Origin of the sequence: Chitinophaga sp. (assembly GCF_039596135.1) — a bacterium.
Taxonomy (GTDB): Bacteria; Bacteroidota; Bacteroidia; order Chitinophagales; family Chitinophagaceae; genus Chitinophaga.
The window spans coordinates 1-18,037 of the sequence record NZ_JBCNKH010000083.1 but is presented as its reverse complement, the minus strand read 5'-3'; the positions used below and the strand labels follow the sequence as shown (position 1 = coordinate 18,037).

The window sequence follows — 18,037 nt, the reverse complement described above, 5'->3', positions numbered from 1 at the left end:
TATGAATATTAAAAATTAAGACCCAGTTTCACACCATAAGAACGGGTATATGGCAGTGACCAGCTACTTGTACCAGGTGTAATGCTACCACTCTTGATCGTCATCGCCGTCTCAGGATCATAGCCTTTACCTGCGGCTGTCCAGCTGAACAGGTTACGGGCAATCAATGAGACAGACAGGTTAGAGATTGGTAGTCTGCCAGTCTGCTGCTTGCTGAACAGGTAGGTCAGACTCACTTCGCGCAGCTTCACATAAGTAGCGCTGAATGTATTGCGTGCATGCATTTTCCAATAGTAATCACCATAGAAGCTTTCGGGATCTGTAATGTTGGTATTCTTTACATAGTTTCCATTGCCATCGTCGATATAACCGTCTTCGATCATACCATCTGTACGATTGCTCGTTCCATCATTCCAGCTCAGGCCACCATGTTCTGTATCCCGGCCTTTCAGTGTATTTTTTGTACGCCCGTCAGACAACAGGTTCATGAACATATAAGAGAAGAACTGGCCACCCTGCCGGTAATCGATCAGGGTATTCAGGGTGAAGTGACCGTACGTAAAAGTATTCGTGATACCCAATGAGAAATCAGGATTGTAGTTACCGATCTTTATAAGGTCGGTAGCATACTGGCTATGACCTGTTTCGTCCAGCAGTTCCTTTCCTTTGTAAGGACCGTCTGGTACAGTCTTCCAGGTATTACCATACATGTTGCCGAGTGACTGACCTTCACGTACCTGGTACTGCATACCTTCTGCAGAACCCTGCAGGTAAGAAGTAATACCATCAGCCAGTGCGATTACCTTATTCCTGTTGCGGGTGAAGTTCGCACCAATATCCCAGATGAATTTACCGGAGACAGGTGTACCATGTACCCCAACTTCCCAGCCCCTGTTGCGGATTTCACCGGCATTGATAATGCGGGCACTATAACCGCTGGCCATAGTAGTCGGGATCTGAATGATCTGGTTACGGCTATCGGTGGTATACCAGGTAGCTTCTACACCTAATCTGTTGTTGAAGAATTTCAGATCAGTACCAATTTCATAAGAGGTGGCGATTTCCGGCTTCAGGTTGTTGTTCTTCAGGGTGGTGCTAAAGGTGGCCATCTTCACATCGCCCCAGTCAGGAGAGCTGAAGGTAAAGCTGTTGTACAGGCTGTAAGGATCTGTATCCTTACCTACCTTAGACCAGTTCAATCTTACTTTGGCATAAGACAATGCACCATGTTCGATCTTCAACATATCTGACAACACGACGCTTAAAGAGGCAGAGGGATAAAAGTAGGAGTTGTGATTAGCGGGCAACGCGCTGGACCAGTCATTCCTGGCACTCAGATCCAGGAATACATAACTCTTGTAAGACAGTTCACCCATAGCGTACAAACTGTTGATGCGCTTGGTGGCCTTGTAAGAAGAGTTGGTAACAGTACCGGCAACAGCGTTGGAGATATTGTATACTCCCGGCATTACCAGTTTGCTGGCGGCCTGTGACTGTGTGTTAGAACGCTGGTCCATGCGGTTAGCACCTACGCTTACGAAAAATGCAAAATCGTGTTGAAGACTTTTCTTATAGGTCAGTAAGAAGTCAGTATTCTGCTCACTGCCAAAGAGGTTACCAATATAATAAGCACCATAAGGATTTTGTACAGCACTTACTGCCCGCTTGCTTTCGTCGGTTTCAGTATACCAGTCAAGACCTGTACGCCCCATCAATGTCAGGCCTTTTGCCAGTTCCATGGTCAGCTGTATGTTGCCTGTCACGTGATGACGATTGTAGGCGTTGGTCAGTTGGTATGCTACAAAGTAAGGATTATCAGTGCTCCCCTGATCCTGTGAGAACTGCTGCAGTCCTTCTTCCCCGCTCTGCCAGTAATTTTTCAGCAGTTGGGAGTTGATGTTTGCCGGCATGGTATACAGTATATAACTGGAACTACCCCTGTTGAAAGTAGGGCGGTTATTACTGTTGTTATTCGTGTATGCAATATTGGTAGTCACCTTTATCTTAGGGCTCAGCTCATAACCTGCAGCGAGGTTAATGTTGTTTCTCTGCAAACCGGTATTAGGTGTGATACCTTTATTCTGCAGGTTGGTGTATGAGAGGCGGAAGTTGCTACCTGTGATCGCTACATTGCTGGTATAGGTAGAACCGGTTTCATAGAAATCTTTTACCCTATCAGGATAAGCAATCCAGTCAGTCGCCACCCGGTCACCATTGGCATCGGTAGGGCTGTTCCACTGAATATATTTTGAACCGGTGTTCAGTTTAGGCCCCCACGAAGCAGTAGACAATGTATTGGCAGGATCTACAGAACCAGTGGCATCACCGGCACCATATTCACTCTGGAAGTCGGGGAACTGCCATGCTTTGTCATAGATCGCGCTGAAGTTCGCACTTACGTTCAGGCCTTTTTTATTTTTGCCATTACCACTTTTGGTAGTGATGAGGATCACCCCGTTTGCAGCACGGCTACCATACAATGCCGCAGCACTGGCGCCTTTGAGCACGGTAACGGTGGCAATATCGTCAGGACTCACATCGGAGATAGGGCTGCCATAGTCAACAGTTACCTGGCCTACGGGCACAGTGGGACTTCTGTTAGCCGAAGCGACGGGCACCCCATCTACCACGAACAGCGGTTGATTGTTATTCGCAATAGAGCTGGCACCACGAATGGTGATCAGCACAGAACCACCGGGATCAGAGCTGGCAGATCGGATGTCTACACCAGCTACTTTGCCGGAGAGGCTGTTTACAACATTCACATCTTTTACGGTGCTTACTTTAGAACCGTCGAGGGTAGCGATAGAATAGCCGAGGGCTTTCTCTTCACGTTTGATACCTAAAGCGGTGACAACTACAGCCGAGAGGTCTTTCACATCAGGCAGGAGCTGAATGTTCAGTATAGCGGTGTTGCCGGCTTTCACGGTTTTGTTAGCAAAGCCAACGGAGTGAACCAGTAAAGTGGTGGCACCATTTACTTCGATGGTATAGCGACCCTGATCGTCGGCGATTACAGTTTTGTTCGTCGTTTGATCGGTAACCGTGGCACCGGGTATAGGTTCGCCTTTATCGTTGGTGATGGTACCGTTGATGATTTTGTGATCATCGCTGGTGATGGTTCCATTAGTGATTTCCTGGTTATCGCCAGAGCCGGCATTTGCTGTATTCATACGCTGGATGGCGTAATCGCTATGCCCCAGTTGAACGATGGTGAGGCCCAGTGGTTGCAGAATCTGTGCTACTTTGCTGGCATTGAAAGTACCCTGTTGGGGGAACTGTTCGAGGTATACGAATTTGTTTGCGACAGTGGCGCTGTTGTAGTTAAAGTTCACGTGAAAGATGTCTTCCATTTTTTGGAGGGCTGTAATCAGCGATACCTTTTCACTTACATAGTTATAGGCGATGGGAGCAGTGTGGGCCCTTACCTGCCAGACTTCCAGCAATAGGAGGACAGTCAGGACAACGTACCTGTTCAGTTTAAGTTTCATAAAAAATAAATGCGCTTGCTTGTTTACGAAGTGATAATAGCTTTATTCGAATACAATCGTATGATTAGCCTGGACTGAAAGCTGGTCATTGTACACTGACCGGATAGCAGCCAGGAGAATGTCTGTGTTGTTTAAAGGACAGGAGCCGGAGAAGCGTTCCATTTGTAGTTTGGTGCTTTTCCACTGAACGTGAAAACCGTAATTTTCTTCCAGTATGGCAGCGACTTTATATAGCGGTGTATCTTTAAAAATCAGTCGGCCGTTTTTCCAGGAGGTAAATGATGCCGGGTTGATGCGTTCCATCTTTTTGGTGGTAGCATCGAGGCGGATCATTTCACCGGGAGTGAGGTGTAAGGTACCTGCGTTTTTCGCCCAGCCAGCTCCTGTTACGTTTACCTTACCTGATTCGAGCAGTACTTCGATGTGTTGCCTGCGGCTGTAGATGTTGAAAGCGGTACCGAGTACGGCCACATCCAGGCCACCGGTATGTACTTTCAGGTCATGGTGTTCACCGCTGAAGTAAGCTTCACCTTCTATCCATACTTCGTGCCCTTTGTATTGCAGGGTGGAGTTGGAATTCAGCAGCACTTTCGATCCATCCGGCAGCTTTACTTCTTTTGTCATGGCGATGCCGGCGTGAATGGTGGTGCTGCGGTTATTTAATAACAGACCTGTGGCGACGAGCAATAACAGTGATGCAGCAGCTGCTGTCCAGCGGTACATACTGATGCGGCGGTGGTGTCCCAGGGCGGTGTCGAAGCGCTCCTGCATTTCTAAGATATCTTCGTGAGCAGGTCCGCTTTCATTTTCTTTCAGGATAGAAAGTAAGGTGAAAGCGGTATTCACATCTTCACGACGATCCGGGTGCGCGGCGAGCCATTGTTCCCAATGTGCGCGGGCTTGTTCATCTGACTGACTGGCCCATGCTCTGAAAGAGGGATTGGTCATCAGGTCTGCTACTGTATATTGTTCTTGATCCATTGCTATTAATAAGAGGCAGGAGGTGGTGCAGATACCCTCAGGAAATTTTAAGTTTTTTTTGGGGGGGAGAATATTTTAGTTAGGTAGACAGCTTTAATTTTGGGGAATTACAATAATTCAGTGAGTTGTTTATTGCGTGTGATCACCTCACGCATTTCATCAAGCGCTCTATAAATGAGGGTTCTGGCGTATTTCACCTCTTTCATAGACATGATTTCAGCAATACTTTCGTAACCGATATTTTCGAAGAAATACAAATAAATCGCTTCCCGCTGCCGGTTGCTCAGTCCATTAATAATATGCTGCACCACCTGTTTGCGGTTATGCAATTCCTGTTGCTGAATGATGGGATGATCGGCGGAGAGGTCGAGGTAAAACCCATAACTTTCATCATTGCCCAAATCCTCGGTGGACCGGGCCTTCTGCTGGCTAATAACGCGCAGCAGTTTACGACGTACAGCGATCATAAGATAGCTCTTTAAATGCTGTACATTACTACGCCGGGAACGGCTGGTAAATAACTCAATAAAAAAATCCTGTAATACATCCTTTATCAGGCCCTTGTCGTCGGTGAACCTGTTGCAGTATTTAAAGAGTATAGGGAACCAATACGTCCACACACTGTCGAATGCCCGCTTATCCCCCTTGCAAAACTGCTCCCAAAGTTGTATTTCATCGTTTTGTCCCACTACCATACGACTTGAGTAGCTGCAAAGCTATTCTATAATGACGTGGGAGTATATTAACTTTTTGTTAACCGCGGTTAATCCGTAATTTTACGTTCAAACCCAACCATTTAACCTGGATGCCATCATTAAAGACTATTCTGTTGTACCTGTTATTCTTTATATCTTTTCCTGTTATTGCCCAGAAGACGGGGAGAATTTATGGACAACTTGCTGATACTGTAACGCGGCAGGTTTTGAAAGATGCTTATATCACTATATTAAAAGGGGATGCTGTACAAAAGTCCGTTTTTTCAAATGCTACCGGGGAATTTAGTTGCGATCATTTACCTTTTGGAGCGTACATGGTACATATTTCATTTCAGGGGTTGGCGCCTGTGCGACGGGGAATTACGGTGAATGACACCGCATTGAATATGGGCACTATTTACATGTTCCTTTCTGTAAAAACACTGGATACTATCGTGGTAGCGGAGCAGCCTATGGTGATGAACAAAGATACGATCGAGTATAATGCCAGCAGGTTTCCTACTAAACCTTATGCAACATTGTCTACGCTTGTACAGCTACTGCCCGGTATCCAGATGAATAATGATGGTACGATGACTATCAATGGTATTACAATAGACCAATTGACAGTAGATGGAGAGCCATTCTTTACAGGCGATAAGGAAATGGCATTGACACACCTGCCTGCAGAGATAGTAAAGAAGATACAGGTGTATGCAACGGATTCGCTGAGCAAGTTAGTGAATGGGCCGAAGACATTGAATATCGTATTGCAGGCAGATAAAAGGAAGGGGACTTTTGGCAAAGGAGGTGCGGGCATGGGTACTGCTGATACGTATACAGTAAATGGCGATATCAACAGGATGAATGGCGCACAGCAATATTCAGTGATGGGTGACCTGGGCAATGTGGAGAAGGAAAGAACGGGGATGGATGCAATGCCACAGAGCAGCGGCAGTGGCAGACAACGGATCATCAATGGCGGGGCAACTTACCGGGATAACAGGAATAAAAAAATCAATTTCTCGGGTAACTATCTCACGATGAATATGCGTAATGAATCGACCACCCGTTCTCATGCATTGAATATCTACCCGGGAGATTCTTCTACTATACAGGATAGGGTATCAGGAGGGGTGATGAACAGTAACAATCACCAGTTCAATGGAATGTTGTCAATAGGCAGAGGGCACAAGACTTTGCTGAATATCAGTCCGAACTTTAGTATTAATAAATCCGGGAATACTTTTACACAACAGGCATCGCAGCAATTTGAAAAAACAGGTGAACAGACTTACCAGACAGCAGGCTCAAACAGCAGCAATAATACAGGTACTTCCATCGGCACGAACATTCATTTTGTTCATAACTTTAAAAGACCTGCAGAGAGGTTATTCTCTATCATGAATATCCGGAACAATGACAATACATCGGCATCAACTAATAATAGTGAGACAAAGTATGCCACCTATACCAATGATATTCATCAGCAGAATAAGAGTAATTCCCATACGTTGACGATCAATTCCAATACAAGCTATAGTGTACCGCTGAGAAATAGTTTCAGTTTGCAGGCGCAGGGTGGGTATACATTCAACAAGGACAATAACCGGTACAGGACGTTGAAGTATAATAATGCTACGGGTCATTTTGATCAATTGGATACCACGCAGAGCAATACATATGGCAGTACCTATCACACGGGGACCCTGCAGGTGGGTATATCGAAGATGATAGGCCAGGTGAATGTGAGCGCGGGTGCAGGTATTGAAAGTGACTGGCTGCATGGAGAGAATGAAACGAATCACACCAGTTTGTCAAAGCGGTACCTGAATATGCTGCCACAAGTTTCTATTAACTATAATCCTGCATCGGGGCAGGCATTGCAGGTGAGTTATACGGGTAAGCCGAACCAGATGACGATACAGCAGTTGCAGCCGGTTACGATGACGACGGATTCATTGTATATACAGGAAGGTAATCCTGATTTGCAGCAGCCGTATGCGCATAGTATTAACCTGAGTTATAGCATGATGAAGGATATGCGGATGGTGACGGTTGCTCTCTCGTCTGGATTCGTCAACCATTCTATTGGTGCTGCTACAACTTTGTTGAGTAATGGGGCGCGGGTGACGAAGCCGGTGAACCTGGAAGGGCAGCAGAATATAGGGTTGATGGTGAACTGTGCGTTGCCGCCTAAGACCGGGAAGTCAGGTTTTAATATATCCGGTAATGTGTTTTATTCAAAGAATCCTGTATTGAGTAATGGGGTTCGGAATGATAGTCGTAATGTATATTTTAACAGTACTTTCTCATGGACATATCATGACAAGAAGGGGTTAAATGTAATACTGGGGGTTTCGCCGGGGTATAATTTTATGTCTACAGATATTGGGTTGAATACTTCTTATTTCAATGCGGGGGTAAATGGGCGGGCAGATTATTCGTGGAGAGATTGGGAAGGTGGGCTGGCGGTGTATTATAATTACAGCAGCAGTTTGCCTGCCAGTTATCAGCCGGATTTTCCTTTTTTGTCTCCGACGCTGAGGTATAGGTTTTTGAAGAGGAAGCAGGCGCAGGTGAGTGTGTCGGTGAAGGATCTGTTGAATCAGCAGTCGGGGGCAAGTAGAAGTGTGGGGGTGACGAGTGTGGTGGACACGTGGACGCAGACGAGAGGGAGGTATGCGATGCTCTCGTTTACTTATAATATCAGTCGGTTTGGCGGCGGTAGTTCTCAGGGGAAATTTTAATGAGACTATTTGTCGTTCTTTATTTTGTCACCCTTAATTGGTGAGTAGTTAGTTTTTGGCTGACCGTTCACAACTATTTTCTCAAAATAGCATTTTATACCTGTTGCTGAAGTCATATCTTCACGGTCCTGGATGTGAAAATGCAAATGAGGTTCTGAGGAATTTCCTGAATTACCACAAAGACCAAGTAGTTGCCCTTGTTCAATTTTTTGCCCTTGCTTCACTACTATTGAATGTTGCTTAAAATGTGCGAAAAATAAATATTCATTGTTAGCAGTTTTAATGATCACTGTATTTCCGGGCACATATATTGGGTTTAAAATTCCAGGTATGTTATCTTTTACGCCATCCACAACCAACACAACTTCACCGTCACAAGGTGTAAATAGTTCTTTGCCAAACGCGTAATAGTCTTCATTTGTTTTACCATCAGTTTTGAAGGAGGTGCCCCTTTCATTTGTTATAACAATATCAAAAGCATTTTTCTGGGCTTCGTTTTCAACATGATAATTTAGCTCCTTAGTGTCACCACCCCAGATTACCGTCCATTCGTCTTTAAACGGCAAAATCAATTTGGTTTTATTGCTGTCAATTTTAGAGGAATTACTTTCTTTAAACGGCTTTACAAAAAGTCCATTTATTTTTAAGTTGTTGTCAATAGATATATTTATAGCAAATAAAGCTCTCTCAAAATTTGTCTTGTAAGAGGCGTATGTCTGCTCGTATTTTATAAATTCCCGTTTGGTAATTTTTCCTGCCTGTTGTTTCAGCCCGGCTAAAAACTTCCTTGTTTGGTCAATGGGTAACGCATTTTTCATTTCTGGTGAGAACCCTGAATAAATTGCGTCAAAATTGTCTCTATTATAGTTTAGTTCAAAACTGTCTGCAACTGCTTTGTATGTTGCTTTTTCATTTTGTCCAAAGGCGAAGTTTGTCAAAACTGTAAATGCCAGAATCGTTAAAATATTTTTCATTTTGATTATTTAGGTGGCCGGGGTTTAATTTTTTTTTTACTAAGCTTTAGGAATATAGTTATCTGAAAAGGAGTTTATTTATGAGAACGGCACTGGATGAAATCATGGTATAGGGTCGTTGCTCTTCATATCTACCATAGGGGGGTATTATTTAATTTTACTAAAATCTGTACAAGATACGGCAAAATGTGTAAACTGGTAAAACTTTCGTGGAAGTATATTGCAATATGACCAGATATCTGACGCTTTTTTTCTCTTTATTTTGCTCTGTAGTACTTGCACAACACCCCGGTGCGGTAGTACCTGTTAGTGCTAAATTTAAAACCGGCGATTCTGCCGTGTGGGCTTCGCCTGCTTTTGACGATCGTTCGTGGGGGTCTATTGTTCCGGGAAAGGTTTGGCAGGAACAGGGCTATCCTGATTATCATGGCTATGCATGGTACCGGTTCCATGTAAGGTTACATAAAAGTGGATATTGGAAGGATAGCTTACGAATATACCTGGCACACGTAAATGACGTGGATGCTACATATTTGAACGGGGTATTAATTGGTAAGACAGGGCGTACGCCAGAGGATCCCGGTGGGTATATCAGTAAGTGGCCAAATGTGCGATCTTATCACCTGGCGGCGAATCATCCGGCTATAAAGTGGGATAAGGAAAATGTAATAGCAGTGCGGGTGTATGATGGCGGTGGAACAGGAGGGATATTTATGGGGCAACCATTTGTGGATATGTTAGAGAAGGTGGACGGCGTAAGTGTAAGTTTAGGTAAAATTAAAAATAACTTTGGCGTACAGGTAGCCGGCACATTCAGTTATTCACTGTTAGATGAAGGGAAACTGTTAACTAATAATACCATTACAAAAACATTTGCTCCATTTGAAGAAATGCCATTCCCTGTAAATGCCCCACAAAAAGATGGCATTGTATTTAAATACACATTTAAAGAAACTGGTACTGGTTTAACAACACAAGGGCAGATAATAGTTCCTTATATTCAAACGCCGGCGGCAAGTGAATTTCCTAAAATCAACAGTGCACTGGTGTTGGGTGCACGCCCTGGTCATTCTATATTATTTCGGATAGCTGCTACAGGTGCGGCACCATTAACTTATAAAGTAACAGGGTTACCATCTGGCCTGGCGCAGGAAGGTGCTCTCATTAAAGGAAGCATTGCATCAATCGGCCACTATCCTATTCAAATACAGGTGTCTAATGCTCATGGCACTACTTCAAAAACCCTGTTGATAAAAGTAGATACGCTCTTACAACTCACCCCACCAATGGGTTGGAACAGTTGGAACTGCTGGGGATTGAGCGTAAGCGAAGACAAAGTCAAGAGTTCTGCACAGGCATTGATTGATAAAGGACTGGCAGATCATGGCTGGTCTTATATCAATATTGACGATGGCTGGCAGGCGGCAGCACGCAATGCCGATGGAAGTCTATCCCCTAATGAAAAATTTGGGGATATGAAAGGGCTCAGTGACTGGTTACACGCTCAGGGTCTGAAATTCGGCATCTACTCCTCCCCTGGTCCACTGACCTGTGGCGGGTTTTTAGGTTCTTATCAACATGAGGTAGCGGATGCAAATGCGTATGGGGCATGGGGAGTCGATTACTTAAAATATGACTGGTGTAGTTATGTACAAACAGATACCTCGCTGGCTGCTTATATCTATCCTTTTAAAGTGATGCAGCAGGCATTGGCGTTGCAAAAAAGAGATATTGTATATAATCTTTGCCAGTATGGAATGAAGCATGTTTGGGAATGGGGTCCGTCTGTCAATGCACAGAGCTGGCGTACGACAGAAGATATTGATGACACATGGGAGAGCTTGTACAATATCGGGTTTAGTCAGGGGCCGCTTGCGCCTTATGCAGGACCAGGTAAATGGAATGACCCGGATATGATGATAGTAGGTCAGGTAGGTTGGGGAGAAAGTCTGCATCCTTCCAGGCTGACACCGGATGAGCAGTATACGCATGTAAGTCTGTGGAGTTTGTTGTCAGCGCCATTGTTGATTGGTTGTGATATTAGTAAGTTGGATAGCTTTACTTTAAATTTATTGACGAATGATGAGGTGATTGCGATAGACCAGGATACATTGGGAAAACAGGCTGTGCGGGTGAGTGATAATATATGGGTGAAGGATCTGGCAGATGGTAGTAAGGCGATTGGGCTATTTAATTTAGATACGGTGTATCGTGATATAGTTTTATCTTTTAAAGAGGTTGATTTACCGGCAAGTGTTTTGGTGCATAATGTATGGCGGCAAAGGGATGAGGGGTTATTTAAGGATGCTTATCATGCGCGGGTTCCACCGCATGGGGTGAGATTGATAAAGGTTTTTCCGGTTATTAAGAGCAGCATTGAGATTAAAAGTTTATTCTCTGAGGATAGTATTCCGGGTACCTTACATGGGATCTTTTTTGAAGAAATCAGTCATGCGGGAGAAGGGGGATTATATGCAGAGATGATACAGAACAGGGGGTTTGAGGAGAGTCGAATACCGGCAGGGACTAAGTTGGTTAATGGTATGCTGGAAGTGCCGCCTACGGAGTGGAAGATGGAGTGGCCTTATAAAAGTGAGTGGCCGGCATGGTCGGTCCCTGCTAATGCGGCTTTAACAACAGATCATCCATTATCAGCTGCTACTCCACACTCGTTAAAGTTACAGGCTCCAGCCACTCTGACCAATGAAGGCTTTTGGGGTATAGCAGTAAAAGCAGGTGAAAGTTACAAATTGTCTTTCTATCTAAGAGGGTATAAAGGTTTGGTTACAGCAGGTCTAAAATCGCATGATCAATTCATAGCATCACACCAATTTGATATTTCTACCAGCGGTGACTGGCAAAAATATGAATGTACGCTTGTGCCAGATAGCACTGCTGACAAAGCAAAATTCGTATTACAATTTGATTCAAAAGGTACAGCTTATGTAGACTTCGTATCACTATTTCCTGTAAAGACTTTTCACAACAGACCTAATGGCCTACGCAATGACATAGCTACATTAATAGACAGCTTACATCCCTCCTTTGTAAGATGGCCGGGTGGCTGCTTTGTAGAAGGCATCACTATCGAAAGCGCTCCTAACTGGAAAAACACAATAGGAAAATTAGAAAATCGTCCTGGTACATTTAGTCCGTGGGGATATTGGAGCAGCGATGGATTTGGGTACCATGAATATTTGCAATTCTGTGAAGACATTCATGCAGATGCATTGTTTGTATTCAATGCCGGCACTTCCTGTGAATACCGCAGCGGTACCTCGGTTCCTGATTCCTTATTACAACCATACATTCAGGATGCACTGGATGCAATTGAATACGCCACCGGTCCGGTTAATTCGCGCTGGGGTAGTCTTCGCGCCGCTAATGGGCACCCTGCTCCTTTTCCATTAAAATATGTAGAAGTAGGTAATGAACAACATGGCCCTGTATATGCAAAGCGTTATAATCGTTTTTATGATGCAATACATGCTAAGTATCCTGACATTATCATCTTAGCAAGCATGGGTATCGGCGATGTAAACAGGCATACATTAGACAGTATGAAACAGGTGCAGCGGGTGGATGAACATGCTTACAAAGATGCTTATTGGAGTATGCGGAATTTCGATCATTTCGATAAATATAAACGTGGTGACTGGGATATGTATGTGGGTGAATACGCCACTAATGCAGGCGTGGGCACCGGCAATATGCAGGCAGCAGTGAGTGATGCGATTTATGTACTGGGTATGGAGAAGAATGCAGATCTGGTTAAGATGTCTTCTTACGCACCATTATTAGTCAATGAACACGATGTAGACTGGCCGGTGAACCTGATTCATTTTGATGCAGCCAAAAGTTATGCGCGCATTTCTTATTATGCCATTAAATTACTGGCAGATAATAAAGCGGATTTCAATTTACCAACTAAAGTAACTGTTTCGGCTGATAATGACCAGCCACTTTATGCTGGCGGTATTGGTTTAGGCACCTGGGATACAGAAGCTGAGTTTAAAGATATCAAAGTAAATGGGCAGGCATTTGATCTTTCCCAATGGTCATTTCCAAGAGGCACCTGGAAGATAACTGATAGCGTTATTGCGCAAACAGCAGCAGGCGCACAGCAACTGGCGGTCTTAAAAAACCACTCTTTTGATTCCTACACATTGACACTCAAAGCCCGCAAAACAGGTGGTGTAAACGCATTTATGATTCCTTTTGCTGTATTGGATAGTAATACTTACTTACGTGCGCATATCGGCTCGTGGTGGAATAGTCACTGTGTGTTTGAAAGTGTGACGAATGGGTATGATGTAGCGGGTATTTCTGATCAGAAGAAAATGAATCCGCTGGAAACCGGTCGTTGGTATGATGTGAAATTGGCAGTCGGAAAGGATACCGTAAAATGCTATCTGAATGATACACTGATTATGCAATATATACCTCCGCAGAAATTTTACAGCATTGCGGGGAAGGCGAAGAATGGAGATATCATTGTAAAAGCTGTAAACGGGTATGGGTCTTCTGTATTAACAGAAATTAAACTGGAAACAGCTGGAAAACATCGGGTGACTATTCAGTCATTATCAGCTCCTGCAAATGCGGAGAATAGTATGGAAGCGCCTTTGCAATTTGTACCGGAGATGGAGGTGGGAGATTCTTTACAGGTGGTGTTGAAGGCAAATTCGGTGAATGTAATCAGGATATCAAAATAATTCTGACCTGCGCATTATCTCATTACAAGAACTTTTCTGCAGGTTATATTTTTTATAACCAATCAAAATTATAACGCCCCGCTGCATTTACAGCCGGGGCTTTATGAATATATTATAACGAGGGTAATTATTACCGCCTGCCGTCTTAACTTGTTATTTTACTCTTAGTAACTCCGGGGGCACTGGATTGTTCTTCATGAACTCCTTTGCTTTTTCAAACTGCTTAATAAAAAACGGACTCTTCCACGGGTCCGGAAGAGACAGCTCCTTCTGACCAGATAAAGATTCGTTTTTCTCTTTAACTTCTTTGGAAAATTTAAATGCCATAGTTTTTCCTGTTTAAACAAATTGTAAAGTATTACAAATATAAAGTTACCAACAACTTATTCCTTGTTCACTTTCATTCATTTCTTGCTATAAATCAGTAACTGAAAATACAGCAATCAATTTGGAATCGCCAATACAATTCCCCATTACATTCATCTACAACCCTTTTAAAAATCAAAATAAAAAGTCACCTGTATTAAAAGTAAGATACCAAGCCAACGGGAACTTTGTAATAATTTTACCTAACTTTGAAGCACTTGTCATCATACAAGCATTTATTATCATTTATCTATAGGTTAAAACTATATATATACGATGGCTAAGATTAGGGTCAGGAACTTCGGGCCGATAAAAGAAGGATTCAAAGAGGGATGGATAGACCTTAAAAAGGTAACTGTTTTTATTGGAGATCAGGGTACTGGTAAAAGTACGCTGGCTAAGCTTATTTCTACATTTAAATGGATAGAAAAGGCGATTACCAGAGGCGATTATCCCAAAAGTTATTTTGAGCAGGAAGATGCTTTCAGAAGCCGTTTAGAATATCATAAAATCAGCCATTATCTTCCAGAATACGCAGATTTATTTGATCAAACAAAGAAAATTGAACCAGAAATAGCGTATGAGGGAGAAGCTATAGATATAGTTTATACCCCCCGGTATCTGAAAATAACAGAGAAGTCCAGAGACAATTACCTTTTGCCTCAAATCATATATATACCTGCAGAACGAAACTTCCTTAGTGCCATCAGTGATCCGAAAGCCCTTCGTTTGGTCTCACAACCGCTAATTGAATTACTTTCCGAGCTTGATAACGCAAAGAAGAGTATTAATGACACACTAAGATTGCCAATCAATGGAATGATGTTGAAATATAGTTCAGCCAGGGATGAGCTATTTTTAGTTGGAGATGGTTATCAGGATAATCTTTATCGTGCTTCAAGTGGCTTTCAATCTGTAGTCCCATTGTATTTAGTTACGTGGTACCTCGCCAATATTATTAAAGGCAACTTTAATTCAGCCAGGGAACCAATGACTACCGATGAGTCTAAAAGGTTTAAAGACGCTGTTGGTGAAATATTGAGAAATCCAGACTTATCGGAAGAGCAGCGTCGGATAGCGATATCAGCACTTTCATTCCAGTTTACCAAGACAGCATTTATAAATATTGTAGAAGAACCTGAGCAAAATTTATTTCCTACTTCCCAATGGTCTCTTATGGAGAGCCTATTGGAGTACTACAATCTCAGTAAAGGTAACGAACTAATCATCACTACTCATAGCCCTTATATTATTAGTTATTTGACCCTGGCAGTGAAAGCATGGAGTGTATATCAAAAAATCGAAGATGCAGGAAAAGAAGAATTGCTGAAAGAAGCTGAAACGGTTGTACCATATAATTCGGCTTTGAATTCAGAAGATTTAGTCATCTACGAAATCGATAATAATGGCGAAGTAATAAAACTAGATCATTATAAAGGCCTGCCATCAGATGAAAACTATCTAAATGAAATGTTGGAGAAGTCAAACATTTTATTTTCTCAACTCTTAGATATTGAAGATAAATGCCAGTAGATTTTTTTAGTGCGCACCACACACAATCAAATCAGCAGGAATTTGGACTTTGTGATGATCCTGCTCCTGCTAAAAATCCATCTTATATTTTAGAGGCAGATAAATCCAAATGGATCGGTATTGTAAAAAATCCGGGTAGAAGATCAGCGGATTTTTATGGTCTGGATCATGCTATCAGAATTCCATTACCACCCCCAAATGATCAGTATATAGAGAGTTTGTGCGATGGTTTATTGGTGCATGACAACCAACTTTCATTTGTCGAACTCAAAGAACGGATAAGCAATACTAAATGGATCGGTAAATCAACAGATCAGATCATTAACTCGATCAGATTGTTTGCAGATAATCATAACCTTCATGATTACGATAAGATTACTGCAAGAATTTGCAATAAACTGAAACCTCAGTTAAATCGAAACTGTGCCAACTCTCTTCAGAAATTCCGGGATGAGATGCGCAGATATAATCATCATCCAGAGGAGCCCAAGGAGTTGATTGTACAGCAAGACATCCATATTTAACCTGAGCCTGATTCAGGCTAAAGCCCTATCTTTGCGCATATATCTATGCATATCGACTCCACACTTCAAATAGGCGCTTACCATTTACAACACTGCGAAGATTATTTATTCCATGACAACATTGGTTCAGACAGATTACTATGTGCTGTCATGGATGGCTGTACAATGGGTACAGACAGTTATTTCATTTCTACTTTGGTAGGAAAACTGCTACGCAAGATCGTCAAAGAACGACACTATCTTGAATTTTATCAACCATCGCAGTTATCCTTATCTCAACAATTAAAAAGCATCATCCAGCAGTTATTTTAATGAGCTAAAATTGCTCAAAAATCAATTGCAATTAGAACAACGGGAAATGCTGACAACACTTATTATTCTGTTGGCGGGACCGGATGCAGGTGTTGTTTTGATAGTGAGTGATGGTGTGGTAAGTATAAATGGTCAGGTTACTGAATTTGAGCAGGATAATAAGCCTGATTACCTGGGTTACCATTTGTCAGACGACTTTAACGGCTGGTATTCCAAACAGGTAATTCTTGACGTTTTTCATTGGCAGGATATCAGTATTTCTACAGATGGTATCAGTTCATTTAGCGCATTGGAAGGCGGAGAAACGGATATACATCCTATTTCTTATTTATTATCTGATACCGGGTTATTGGAGAAAAAGCTGAAATACCTGGAACACCAGGCAGGGTTAAAACCTACGGACGATCTGGCAATTATCACAGTGCGCAATTCTCGTGATAATTTACCAGCTGGATAGGTCTGCTCTCAAATTCAAACCCATCATAAGCAGCCTGTATTTCATCCAGTACCTGTTCTATCTCCTCATGAACAGTACCGGATACCAAACGCTTACGAAACTCCTGAAATTCCGGCAATCCTTTCAAATAAGTAGTCATATGCTTCCGCATGGCAAAGATGCCCATCTGCGCCCCCCTCCATTCGATAGATTTGCTTAATTGGAGTTTGCAGGCGGCTATCCTTTCGGCGAGATTAGGACCGGGTAGTAATTCGCCTGTGTTGATATAGTGCTTTACCTCTCTGAAAATCCATGGATACCCGATGGCGGCGCGGCCAATCATAATACCATCAATTCCATAACGGTTTTTATATTCCAATGCTTTTTGCGGGCTGTCAATATCCCCGTTTCCAAAAATCGGGATTCTGATCCGTGGGTTATTTTTCACTTTGCCAATCAGTTCCCAGTTGGCCTGCCCTTTATATAACTGGCACCGGGTTCTGCCATGAATTGCCAGGGCTTTCACCCCTACATCCTGCAGGCGTTCCGCCACTTCTTCAATATTCTTCGAATCTTCATCCCAACCAAGGCGGGTTTTCACTGTCACCGGCAGGTGAGTGGCTTTTACACAGGCTTCTGTGAGGCGCACCATGAGGTCGATATTCTTCAATACACCTGATCCTGCCCCCCTATTCACAATCCCTTTGATCGGACAGCCAAAGTTAATATCCAGCAGGTCTGGCTGGGTCATATCCACAATCTTTGCCGCCATAGCGAGCTTGTCCTCATCTCCCCCAAAGATCTGCACCCCTACCGGTCTTTCCTCTCCAAATATGGCCAGCCGACGACGACATTTCTCCGTATCCTTTACCAATCCTTCGCTGGAAATGAATTCAGTATACATCAGGTCGGCACCATTCTCTTTACACACTACGCGAAACGGCGGGTCGCTCACGTCTTCCATGGGCGCGAGGAGTAAAGGGAAATCGGGCAGCACTATTTGATCAATCTTAACCATAATGAAAATTAGATGTGCAAAGGTAGTAAATAGGTCGTGATCTTAGTATTATAATGGCATTATAAGGACATTACAACTACATTTCTATATCGATTCGATATTGAGGTGCAGATTAAGTGACGTATTAGTACTCATTTAGTGTTAAAGCTTCACTATGGTTTGGGTAAGATCATTAATATTGATCTTATAAACCCCAAAACTGATTTTATGGCTATTGTTAAAGACAATATACTCCTCCAACT

12 protein-coding genes are annotated in these 18,037 nt (G+C 43.0%); 6 read left to right on the top strand and 6 right to left on the bottom strand.

The features are described from left to right. Positions 1-8 precede the first annotated feature (8 nt). The 3 genes from ABDW16_RS27610 to ABDW16_RS27600 all read right to left on the bottom strand — a co-directional run bounded on the left by ABDW16_RS27610 (position 9) and on the right by ABDW16_RS27600 (position 5,167). On the bottom strand, positions 9-3,491 hold the full coding sequence (locus tag ABDW16_RS27610; RefSeq protein ID WP_343674314.1) for a SusC/RagA family TonB-linked outer membrane protein: 3,483 nt from the start codon (positions 3,489-3,491) through the stop codon (positions 9-11). A 42-nt stretch (positions 3,492-3,533) separates the two neighbouring features. Continuing rightward, the gene (locus ABDW16_RS27605) at positions 3,534-4,472 is read right to left on the bottom strand and encodes a FecR domain-containing protein (RefSeq protein WP_343674313.1); all 939 of its coding nucleotides are present in this window, start codon (positions 4,470-4,472) and stop codon (positions 3,534-3,536) included. A 107-nt stretch (positions 4,473-4,579) separates the two neighbouring features. Further along, the gene (locus ABDW16_RS27600; protein WP_343674311.1) at positions 4,580-5,167 is read right to left on the bottom strand and encodes a sigma-70 family RNA polymerase sigma factor; all 588 of its coding nucleotides are present in this window, start codon (positions 5,165-5,167) and stop codon (positions 4,580-4,582) included. Positions 5,168-5,277: 110 nt separating this feature from the next. Here ABDW16_RS27600 and ABDW16_RS27595 point away from each other — a divergent pair, with 110 nt between their 5' ends. Further along, positions 5,278-7,917 (top strand): TonB-dependent receptor, encoded by a 2,640-nt coding sequence (locus tag ABDW16_RS27595; RefSeq protein ID WP_343674310.1) that lies wholly within the window; start codon positions 5,278-5,280, stop codon positions 7,915-7,917. 5 nt (positions 7,918-7,922) lie between these two features. Here ABDW16_RS27595 and ABDW16_RS27590 read toward each other — a convergent pair whose 3' ends face one another. Beyond that, complete coding sequence (locus ABDW16_RS27590) at positions 7,923-8,891, bottom strand: peptidoglycan DD-metalloendopeptidase family protein (protein ID WP_343674308.1); 969 nt, start codon at positions 8,889-8,891, stop codon at positions 7,923-7,925. Between the two features lie 227 nt (positions 8,892-9,118). On the opposite strand from ABDW16_RS27590, the gene ABDW16_RS27585 reads away from it, so the two are divergent. Next, the gene (locus tag ABDW16_RS27585) at positions 9,119-13,606 is read left to right on the top strand and encodes an alpha-L-arabinofuranosidase C-terminal domain-containing protein (RefSeq protein ID WP_343674307.1); all 4,488 of its coding nucleotides are present in this window, start codon (positions 9,119-9,121) and stop codon (positions 13,604-13,606) included. 153 nt (positions 13,607-13,759) lie between these two features. Here the strand turns inward: ABDW16_RS27585 and ABDW16_RS27580 are convergent, their stop codons facing one another. Next, entirely contained in the window at positions 13,760-13,933 is a 174-nt protein-coding gene (locus ABDW16_RS27580) for a hypothetical protein (protein WP_343674305.1), read from the bottom strand. A gap of 315 nt (positions 13,934-14,248) precedes the next feature. Between ABDW16_RS27580 and ABDW16_RS27575 the strand changes: the two genes are divergently transcribed. The 4 genes from ABDW16_RS27575 to ABDW16_RS27560 are packed head-to-tail and all read left to right on the top strand — an operon-like array spanning position 14,249 to position 16,798. Beyond that, positions 14,249-15,505 (top strand): AAA family ATPase, encoded by a 1,257-nt coding sequence (locus ABDW16_RS27575; protein WP_343674303.1) that lies wholly within the window; start codon positions 14,249-14,251, stop codon positions 15,503-15,505. Beyond that, positions 15,496-16,029 (top strand): hypothetical protein, encoded by a 534-nt coding sequence (locus tag ABDW16_RS27570; RefSeq protein WP_343674301.1) that lies wholly within the window; start codon positions 15,496-15,498, stop codon positions 16,027-16,029. The genes ABDW16_RS27575 and ABDW16_RS27570 overlap by 10 nt, the downstream gene beginning before the upstream one ends. A 45-nt stretch (positions 16,030-16,074) precedes the next feature. Next, positions 16,075-16,341 carry a hypothetical protein gene (locus ABDW16_RS27565; protein ID WP_343674299.1) on the top strand — a complete coding sequence of 89 codons (267 nt, stop codon included), beginning with the start codon at positions 16,075-16,077 and terminating at the stop codon, positions 16,339-16,341. 10 nt (positions 16,342-16,351) lie between these two features. Further along, entirely contained in the window at positions 16,352-16,798 is a 447-nt protein-coding gene (locus ABDW16_RS27560) for a hypothetical protein (RefSeq protein WP_343674298.1), read from the top strand. On the opposite strand, the gene dusB is transcribed toward ABDW16_RS27560, so the two are convergent. After that, complete coding sequence (gene dusB, locus ABDW16_RS27555; protein WP_343674297.1) at positions 16,758-17,795, bottom strand: tRNA dihydrouridine synthase DusB; 1,038 nt, start codon at positions 17,793-17,795, stop codon at positions 16,758-16,760. The genes ABDW16_RS27560 and dusB overlap by 41 nt on opposite strands. Between the last annotated feature and the right edge of the window lie 242 nt (positions 17,796-18,037).

Bases quoted from the DNA above. Each gene is read 5' to 3' on its own strand.
- ABDW16_RS27610 (WP_343674314.1), bottom strand. From the start codon at position 3,491: ATGAAACTTAAACTGAACAGGTACGTTGTCCTGACTGTCCTCCTATTG.
- ABDW16_RS27605 (WP_343674313.1), bottom strand. From the start codon at position 4,472: ATGGATCAAGAACAATATACAGTAGCAGACCTGATGACCAATCCCTCT.
- ABDW16_RS27600 (WP_343674311.1), bottom strand. From the start codon at position 5,167: ATGGTAGTGGGACAAAACGATGAAATACAACTTTGGGAGCAGTTTTGC.
- ABDW16_RS27595 (WP_343674310.1), top strand. From the start codon at position 5,278: ATGCCATCATTAAAGACTATTCTGTTGTACCTGTTATTCTTTATATCT.
- ABDW16_RS27590 (WP_343674308.1), bottom strand. From the start codon at position 8,891: ATGAAAAATATTTTAACGATTCTGGCATTTACAGTTTTGACAAACTTC.
- ABDW16_RS27585 (WP_343674307.1), top strand. From the start codon at position 9,119: ATGACCAGATATCTGACGCTTTTTTTCTCTTTATTTTGCTCTGTAGTA.
- ABDW16_RS27580 (WP_343674305.1), bottom strand. From the start codon at position 13,933: ATGGCATTTAAATTTTCCAAAGAAGTTAAAGAGAAAAACGAATCTTTA.
- ABDW16_RS27575 (WP_343674303.1), top strand. From the start codon at position 14,249: ATGGCTAAGATTAGGGTCAGGAACTTCGGGCCGATAAAAGAAGGATTC.
- ABDW16_RS27570 (WP_343674301.1), top strand. From the start codon at position 15,496: ATGCCAGTAGATTTTTTTAGTGCGCACCACACACAATCAAATCAGCAG.
- ABDW16_RS27565 (WP_343674299.1), top strand. From the start codon at position 16,075: ATGCATATCGACTCCACACTTCAAATAGGCGCTTACCATTTACAACAC.
- dusB (WP_343674297.1), bottom strand. From the start codon at position 17,795: ATGGTTAAGATTGATCAAATAGTGCTGCCCGATTTCCCTTTACTCCTC.